This is a genomic window from Burkholderia sp. AcTa6-5 (assembly GCF_017815075.1).
Classification (GTDB): domain Bacteria; phylum Pseudomonadota; class Gammaproteobacteria; order Burkholderiales; family Burkholderiaceae; genus Burkholderia; species Burkholderia sola.
Map to the genome: position 1 here is coordinate 142,456 of NZ_JAGIQE010000018.1, position 6,993 is coordinate 149,448.

The window sequence follows — 6,993 nt, forward strand, 5'->3', positions numbered from 1 at the left end:
GCGAGGCGCGCGATGAACCGGGCCGTCGCATCCCCCCGCATCGACGCCGCGCGCGCGCGCGTGTCGCCGTCGCCGGCCCGCCGTGTGTGGCAGCGCTTCCGGCAGCAGCGCCTCGGCTACTGGAGCTTCGTGATCTTCGTCGTCGCGTTTGCCGCGAGCCTCGCGGCGCCGCTGTGGTCGAACGACAAGCCGCTCGTCGTGCGCTACGACGGCCAGACCTATTTCCCGATGTTCCATGCGTACCCGGAGACGACCTTCGGCGGCGATTTCCCGACGCCGGCCGACTATCTCGATCCGTATGTGCGCAAGCGGCTCGAGGCGCCCGGCAACTTCGTCGTCTATCCGCCGAACCGCTATTACTACGACACGCTGAACTACTTCTCGAACGTGCCGAACCCGGCGCCGCCGTCGCGCGAGAACTGGCTCGGCACCGATGCGCAGGGCCGCGACCTGCTCGCGCGGCTCGTGTACGGGTTCCGCATCTCGGTCGAGTTCGGGCTGATCCTGACCGTGATCGGCACGCTGCTCGGGATCGCCGCGGGCGCGGTGCAAGGCTTCTTCGGCGGCCGCATCGACATCGTCGGGCAGCGGCTGATCGAGATCTGGAGCTCGCTGCCCGAGCTGTACCTGCTGATCATCTTCGCGTCGATCTTCGAGCCGAGCTTCCTGCTGCTGATCGTGCTGCTGTCGCTGTTCGGCTGGATCGGGCTTGCCGACTACGTGCGCGCCGAGTTCCTGCGCAACCGCACGCAGGACTACGTGCGCGCGGCCCGCGCGATGGGACTCACGAACTGGCAGATCATCTGGCGCCACGTGCTGCCCAACAGCCTCACGCCGGTGATCACGTTCCTGCCGTTCCGGATGAGCGGCTCGATTCTCGCGCTCACCAGCCTCGATTTCCTCGGTCTCGGCGTGCCGCCGCCGACGCCGAGCCTCGGCGAGCTGCTCGCGCAGGGCAAGGGCAACCTCGACGCGTGGTGGATCTCGCTGTCGACGTTCGGCGTGCTGGTCGCGACGCTGCTGCTGCTGACCTTCATGGGCGATGCGCTGCGCAACGCGCTCGACACGCGGATCGCCGATTCGGTGCGCGCGGCGGGAGGGCAGCGATGAGCGACGCAGTCGTATCGAAGGCGGACGAACCGCTGCTGTCGCTCGAGCATCTGCATGTGCGCTTCGGCGACACGGTCGCGGTGGACGACGTGACGCTCGCGATCGGGCGCGGCGAGCGGGTCGCGCTCGTCGGCGAATCGGGGTCCGGCAAGAGCGTGACCGCGCTGTCGATCCTGCGGTTGCTGCGCGACGCCGATGTCACCGGCGCGATCCGTTTTGCCGGGCAGGATCTGGCGGCCAAGAGCGAGCGCGAGATGCGCGGGCTGCGCGGCTCGGACATCGCGATGATCTTCCAGGAGCCGATGACGGCGCTCAATCCGCTGTATACGATCGGCGTGCAGATCGGCGAGACGATCGTGCTGCACGACGGCGTATCGGCCGTCGAGGCGCGCAAGCGGGCGATCGCGTTGCTCGCGCGCACCGGCATCGCTCAGCCCGAGAAGCGCGTCGACAGCTACCCGCACCAGTTGTCGGGCGGCCAGCGGCAGCGCGCGATGATCGCGATGGCGCTCGCGTGCCGGCCGCGCCTGCTGCTCGCCGACGAGCCGACCACCGCGCTCGACGTGACGATCCGCGCGCAGATCGTCGACCTGCTGCTCGAGCTGCAGCGCGAGGAGGCGGAAAAGCGCGGGATGGCGATCCTGCTGATCACGCACGACCTGAATCTCGTGCGGCACTTCGCGCAGCGCGTCGCGGTGATGGAGCATGGCCGGCTCGTCGAGAGCGGGCCGGTCGAGCGGATCTTCGCGTCGCCCGAGCATCCGTATACGCAGCGGCTGCTGAACAGCCGGCCGCAACGCGCGGTCACGCCGGTGATGCCGATCGCGCCCGTCGTGCTCGACGCGCGCCACGTGAGCGTGCAGTTCGCGCGCAAGCGGCCGGGCTTCGCCGGCTGGTTCGGCACGGTGCCGGTGACGGCCGTGGCCGACGTGTCGGTGTCGGTGCGGCAGGGCGAAACGCTCGGCATCGTCGGCGAATCGGGATCGGGGAAGTCGACGCTCGCGATGGCGCTGCTCGGGCTGCAGAAGACGGCCGGCGGCGAGATCGAATTCCAGGGGCGTGCGCTGTCGACCTATCGCGGCCGCGAACAGACCGCGCTGCGCTCGAACATGCAGGTGGTCTTTCAGGACCCATTCAGCTCGCTTTCGCCGCGTCACACGATCGAGCGGATCGTCGGCGAGGGGCTCGAGCTGCATCGCCCGGACATGACGCCCGACGCGCGCCGCGCGAAGTCGCTCGCTGTGCTGCGCGAAGTCGGCCTCGACCGCACGGTGCTGCACCGCTATCCGCACGAATTCTCGGGCGGCCAGCGCCAGCGGATCGCGATCGCGCGCGCGCTGGTGCTGGAGCCGCGCATCCTGATCCTCGACGAGCCCACGTCGGCGCTCGACGTGTCGATCCAGCAGCAGGTGCTGAAGCTGCTCGCGAATTTGCAACAGAAATACAACCTCGGCTACGTGTTCATCAGCCACGACCTGGAGGTGATCGGCGCGATGGCGCACCGCGTCGCGGTGATGCAGGACGGCGCCGTCGTCGAGTCGGGGGAGGTGTCCGACATCTTCACCCGACCGTCACATCCTTACACACAAAAGCTGTTGAAAGCGGTCTGGAAAGCGTGATAGGCGGCCAATGGTCTGACCATCTCGATTGTATTTATTAATTTGTTTTGACAAACGATTACGCGCTGGCTAGTATCGACCGAAATTTTCCGCCAATCAGCTGATTTTTAAGCATATTCCATCGACCAATGCAGCATCGATCCCTGACCCAGGCATGCGCGCGCACCATCGCCGGGCTGTTCATCGGCGCCCTGTTCGCAGCAGCACCCGGCGCGTTCGCCGACGAAGTCAGCAGTTTTAACCAGAATGTCAGCAATTCGACTCAGATCGGGTCGGGTTCCTCTCTCCAGCAGACCAGCGCGCAGCCGTCGAGCGGCGGCGCGAAGTCGTTCCTTGCCGGCATGGCGGGCAAGGCAGGCGACGTGGTGGTCGGCGCGCTGAACATGATCGGCGTGCGGTATCGCTGGGGCGGCAACTCGCCGGATTCGGGCCTCGACTGCAGCGGCTTCGTGCGCTACGTGTTCCAGGACACGCTCGGCATGTCGCTGCCGCGTCGCGCGGAAGAAATGAGCCGCGTCGGCGAGAAGGTGAGCATGAGCAACCTGAAGCCGGGCGATCTCGTGTTCTTCAACACGATGCGCCGCACGTTCTCGCACGTCGGCATCTATATCGGCGACAACAAGTTCGTGCATTCGCCGTCGACGGGCAGCACGGTCCGTGTCGACGATCTCGACAGCGGCTACTGGGAAAAGCGTTTCACCGGCGCGCGCCGGATCGAATCGGAATTCCCGATGAAGCCCGAAGACCTGCGTCAGCGCGTGCGCGCGACGCTCGGCGACGATTCGGCGAACGGCAGCAACTGACGTTTGCCGGTCGCGCGGGCCGGACGATAAAAAACCCTGTCACCGAAAGGCGGCAGGGTTTTTTGCTTTTGGGGCGGCGTCGACGGCGGGGCGGAAGTCGTTGCGTCGGCCACGGGCGGCAGGCGGCGCGTGCCGCGGCCTCCCGCTCATCGTGGCTTGGGCGGCTTACGCGGCCACGGCCACGCCGCGCGCCGCCGCGAGCTTGCGCTGCAGTTCCGGCATGATGCGCGCGACCGCTTCCTCGCCTGCGAGGATCGCCGCGTTGCGCTGGTTGAAGTCGCTGCCGCCCATCGCCGCGAGGTTCGGGCGAATCACGACGTCCGCGTACTTGTCGAGCTCGTAGGTCTTGATCGTCTGGCCCATGATCGTGAAGGTCTGCAGCAGCATCTCGATCGGGTTGTTGGTCGCTGCGCCGTCGGGGCGGGCCGAGATGTCGACCGCGATCACAAAGCTCGCGCCCATCTTGCGCGCAAACGACGCCGGCACAGGGCTCACGAGGCCGCCGTCGACATATTCGCGCGTGCCGATCTTCACCGGCTCGAACACCGACGGCACGCTGCACGACGCGCGCACCGCGAGCCCCGCGTTGCCTTGCTGGAACAGGATCGGCTGGCCGCTTTGCAGGTCCGTCGCGACGATGCCGAGCGGCTTCGCCATCTTCTCGATCGGCCGGTTGTTGAGCGTCTTGTTCAGGAAGTTCTGCAGCGCGACGCCTTGCAGCAGGCCGCGCGAGCGGAACGGCAGCGCCCAGTCGCTGATCGCCGCCTGGTCCATGTCGAGGGCGATCTTGTTGATTTGCAGCGCGTTCATGCCCGACGCGTAGAGTGCGCCGACCACCGAGCCCGCGCTCGTCCCGGCGACGATCTCGATCGGAATGCCGCGCGCCTCGAGCGCCTTCAGCACGCCGATGTGCGAGAAGCCGCGCGCGGCGCCGCCGCCGAGCGCGATACCGATCTTGACGGGCTTCTCCTGCGGCAGGGCCGTGCCGGGGCGGGACTTGTCGCCGAAGGACGTACAGGCGGCGAGGCTGGCGGACGCGCACGCGATCGTGAAGTGGCGGCGCGACAGGCGAGGGGACGACATCGATGGTTCTCCGGCGGCTTGGCGGCGGGTCACACGGCCCGCGGCGGCGAGGGTTTCCGAGGCCGCGCAGCGGGTTCCGCGCGGCCGGCGCCGCACCGGCTGGCGGCCGCGGCGCGCACATCATAAAGCAAGCGGCGCGCTTGGCGCGATGTCCGGCGCGAGTATAATTCCGGCTTCTTTCCCGTTCCGGGCGTCGCCGGCTCCGTTGCTGTCCGGGCTGCCGTCGTCCCGCGTCGAATCATTCATGCGCCCCAGGCGTTCGAGTTACCGTTTATGACCCGTCCTGTCCGTACCCGCTTCGCGCCGAGTCCCACCGGCTTCATCCACCTCGGCAACATCCGCTCCGCACTGTATCCGTGGGCGTTCGCCCGCAAGATGAAAGGCACGTTCGTGCTGCGCATCGAGGATACCGACGTCGAGCGCTCGTCGCAGGAAGCGGTCGATGCGATCCTCGAAGGGATGCAATGGCTCGGGCTGGATTTCGACGAAGGCCCGATCTACCAGATGCAGCGGATGGACCGCTATCGCGAAGTGCTCGCGCAGATGCTCGAGAAGGGCCTCGCGTATCCGTGCTACATGTCGGCCGAGGAACTCGACGCGCTGCGCGAACGCCAGCGCGAAGCCGGCCTGAAGCCGCGCTACGACGGCACGTGGCGTCCGGAGCCCGGCAAGGTGCTGCCGGAGCCGCCGGCCGGCGTGAAGCCGGTCCTGCGCTTCCGCAATCCGCTGACGGGCACGGTCGTGTGGGACGACGCGGTGAAGGGGCGTGTCGAGATCTCGAACGAGGAACTCGACGACCTCGTGATCGCGCGCCCGGACGGCACGCCGATCTACAACTTCTGCGTGGTGGTGGACGACATGGACATGGGCATCACGCACGTGATCCGCGGCGACGACCACGTGAACAACACGCCGCGCCAGATCAACATCCTGAACGCACTCGGCGGCGAGCCGCCCGTCTATGCGCACCTGCCGACCGTGCTGAACGAGCAGGGCGAGAAGATGAGCAAGCGGCATGGCGCGATGAGCGTGATGGCGTACCGCGACGCAGGCTTCCTGCCGGAGGCCGTCGTCAACTATCTCGCGCGCCTCGGCTGGTCGCACGGCGACGCCGAGATCTTCTCGCGCGAACAGTTCGTCGAATGGTTCGATCTCGAGCACCTCGGCAAGTCGCCCGCGCAGTACGACCACAGCAAGCTGAGCTGGCTGAACGCGCATTACATCAAGGAAGCCGACAACGCGCGCCTCGCGGCGCTCGCGAAGCCGTTCCTCGATGCGCTCGGCATCGACGACGCGGCGATCGCGACGGGCCCCGCGCTCGACGCGGTGGTCGGCCTGATGAAGGATCGTGCGACGACGGTCAAGGAGATCGCGGAAGGCGCGACGATGTTCTACCGTGTGCCGGCGCCCGACGCCGATGCGCTCGCGCAGCACGCGACCGATGCGGTGCGGCCGGCGCTGGCCGATCTCGTCGTCGCGCTGAAGGCGGCCGACTGGACGAAGGAGGCAGTGTCCGCGGCGTTGAAGGCGACGCTCGCCACGCACAAGCTGAAGATGCCGCAGCTCGCGATGCCGGTGCGTCTGCTGGTGGCGGGCACGACGCACACGCCGTCGATCGATGCGGTGCTCGTGCTGTTCGGTCGCGACGTCGTGGTGTCGCGCATCGAGGCCGCGCTGGGCTGACGTATGGGCGAGCGCGAAGCCGCCGCGCATGAGCGCGCGGCGGCTTCGCAAAAAATTTCGCGCGAATCGTAAAAAGGGTATTTACAAGTTCGAAATCGGTCCATATAATCTCATTTCTGTTCTGCAAGGGGGTATAGCTCAGCTGGGAGAGCGCTTGCATGGCATGCAAGAGGTCAGCGGTTCGATCCCGCTTACCTCCACCAACAGAACAAGCTGGATTGATTTGCGAAGCAGCGGTAGTAATAAATGCTTCACAAAATGATTCAAAGCAGTTAGAATTTCGGCCTTCGCTGTTGACTGTAAAGTAAATAGCGAAAGTCAGACAAATCTGAAAAGATTTTGTCCCCTTCGTCTAGAGGCCTAGGACATCACCCTTTCACGGTGAGTACAGGGGTTCGAATCCCCTAGGGGACGCCAGATTCAGCGGCGTTTCGTAGAAGCGTCGCAAGGCTTGCAGGAACGTAACCGACGTCCTGCAGGTTGGGTAAGAAAGCTGGAGCGGTAGTTCAGTCGGTTAGAATACCGGCCTGTCACGCCGGGGGTCGCGGGTTCGAGTCCCGTCCGCTCCGCCAGAACGAAGCCCGTTCAAGACGTTTTTGAGCGGGCTTTTGTATTAAAGATGTAAGCAGTACGTTGTCCCCTTCGTCTAGAGGCCTAGGACATCACCCTTTCACGGTGAGTACAGGGGTTCGAAT

5 protein-coding genes and 3 tRNA genes are annotated in these 6,993 nt (G+C 66.0%); 7 read left to right on the forward strand and 1 reads right to left on the reverse strand.

Annotation, left to right across the window (positions count from 1 at the left end):
- Nucleotides 1–12 precede the first annotated feature (12 nt).
- The 3 genes from J8I33_RS23490 (at nucleotide 13) to J8I33_RS23500 (ending at nucleotide 3,532) form a co-directional block, all read left to right on the forward strand.
- A complete protein-coding gene (locus J8I33_RS23490; protein ID WP_050012940.1) occupies nucleotides 13–1,110 on the forward strand; it encodes an ABC transporter permease in 1,098 nt (365 codons plus the stop codon).
- Complete coding sequence (locus J8I33_RS23495) at nucleotides 1,107–2,729, forward strand: dipeptide ABC transporter ATP-binding protein (protein ID WP_209939149.1); 1,623 nt, start codon at nucleotides 1,107–1,109, stop codon at nucleotides 2,727–2,729. The genes J8I33_RS23490 and J8I33_RS23495 overlap by 4 nt, the downstream gene beginning before the upstream one ends.
- 128 nt (nucleotides 2,730–2,857) lie before the next feature.
- On the forward strand, nucleotides 2,858–3,532 hold the full coding sequence (locus J8I33_RS23500) for a C40 family peptidase (RefSeq protein ID WP_124594005.1): 675 nt from the start codon (nucleotides 2,858–2,860) through the stop codon (nucleotides 3,530–3,532).
- Between the two features lie 165 nt (nucleotides 3,533–3,697).
- On the opposite strand, the gene J8I33_RS23505 is transcribed toward J8I33_RS23500, so the two are convergent.
- Nucleotides 3,698–4,615 carry a patatin-like phospholipase family protein gene (locus J8I33_RS23505; protein WP_050012937.1) on the reverse strand — a complete coding sequence of 306 codons (918 nt, stop codon included), beginning with the start codon at nucleotides 4,613–4,615 and terminating at the stop codon, nucleotides 3,698–3,700.
- 273 nt (nucleotides 4,616–4,888) lie between these two features.
- On the opposite strand from J8I33_RS23505, the gene gltX reads away from it, so the two are divergent.
- The 4 genes from gltX to J8I33_RS23525 all read left to right on the forward strand — a co-directional run bounded on the left by gltX (nucleotide 4,889) and on the right by J8I33_RS23525 (nucleotide 6,870).
- Complete coding sequence (gene gltX, locus J8I33_RS23510; RefSeq protein WP_124556748.1) at nucleotides 4,889–6,298, forward strand: glutamate--tRNA ligase; 1,410 nt, start codon at nucleotides 4,889–4,891, stop codon at nucleotides 6,296–6,298.
- A 127-nt stretch (nucleotides 6,299–6,425) separates the two neighbouring features.
- Nucleotides 6,426–6,501 (forward strand) — tRNA-Ala (locus tag J8I33_RS23515).
- Between the two features lie 138 nt (nucleotides 6,502–6,639).
- Nucleotides 6,640–6,715, forward strand: a tRNA-Glu gene (locus tag J8I33_RS23520).
- A gap of 78 nt (nucleotides 6,716–6,793) precedes the next feature.
- Nucleotides 6,794–6,870 (forward strand) — tRNA-Asp (locus tag J8I33_RS23525).
- Nucleotides 6,871–6,993: the final 123 nt, after the last annotated feature.

Bases quoted from the DNA above. Each gene is read 5' to 3' on its own strand.
- J8I33_RS23490 (WP_050012940.1), top strand. From the start codon at position 13: ATGAACCGGGCCGTCGCATCCCCCCGCATCGACGCCGCGCGCGCGCGC.
- J8I33_RS23495 (WP_209939149.1), top strand. From the start codon at position 1,107: ATGAGCGACGCAGTCGTATCGAAGGCGGACGAACCGCTGCTGTCGCTC.
- J8I33_RS23500 (WP_124594005.1), top strand. From the start codon at position 2,858: ATGCAGCATCGATCCCTGACCCAGGCATGCGCGCGCACCATCGCCGGG.
- J8I33_RS23505 (WP_050012937.1), bottom strand. From the start codon at position 4,615: ATGTCGTCCCCTCGCCTGTCGCGCCGCCACTTCACGATCGCGTGCGCG.
- gltX (WP_124556748.1), top strand. From the start codon at position 4,889: ATGACCCGTCCTGTCCGTACCCGCTTCGCGCCGAGTCCCACCGGCTTC.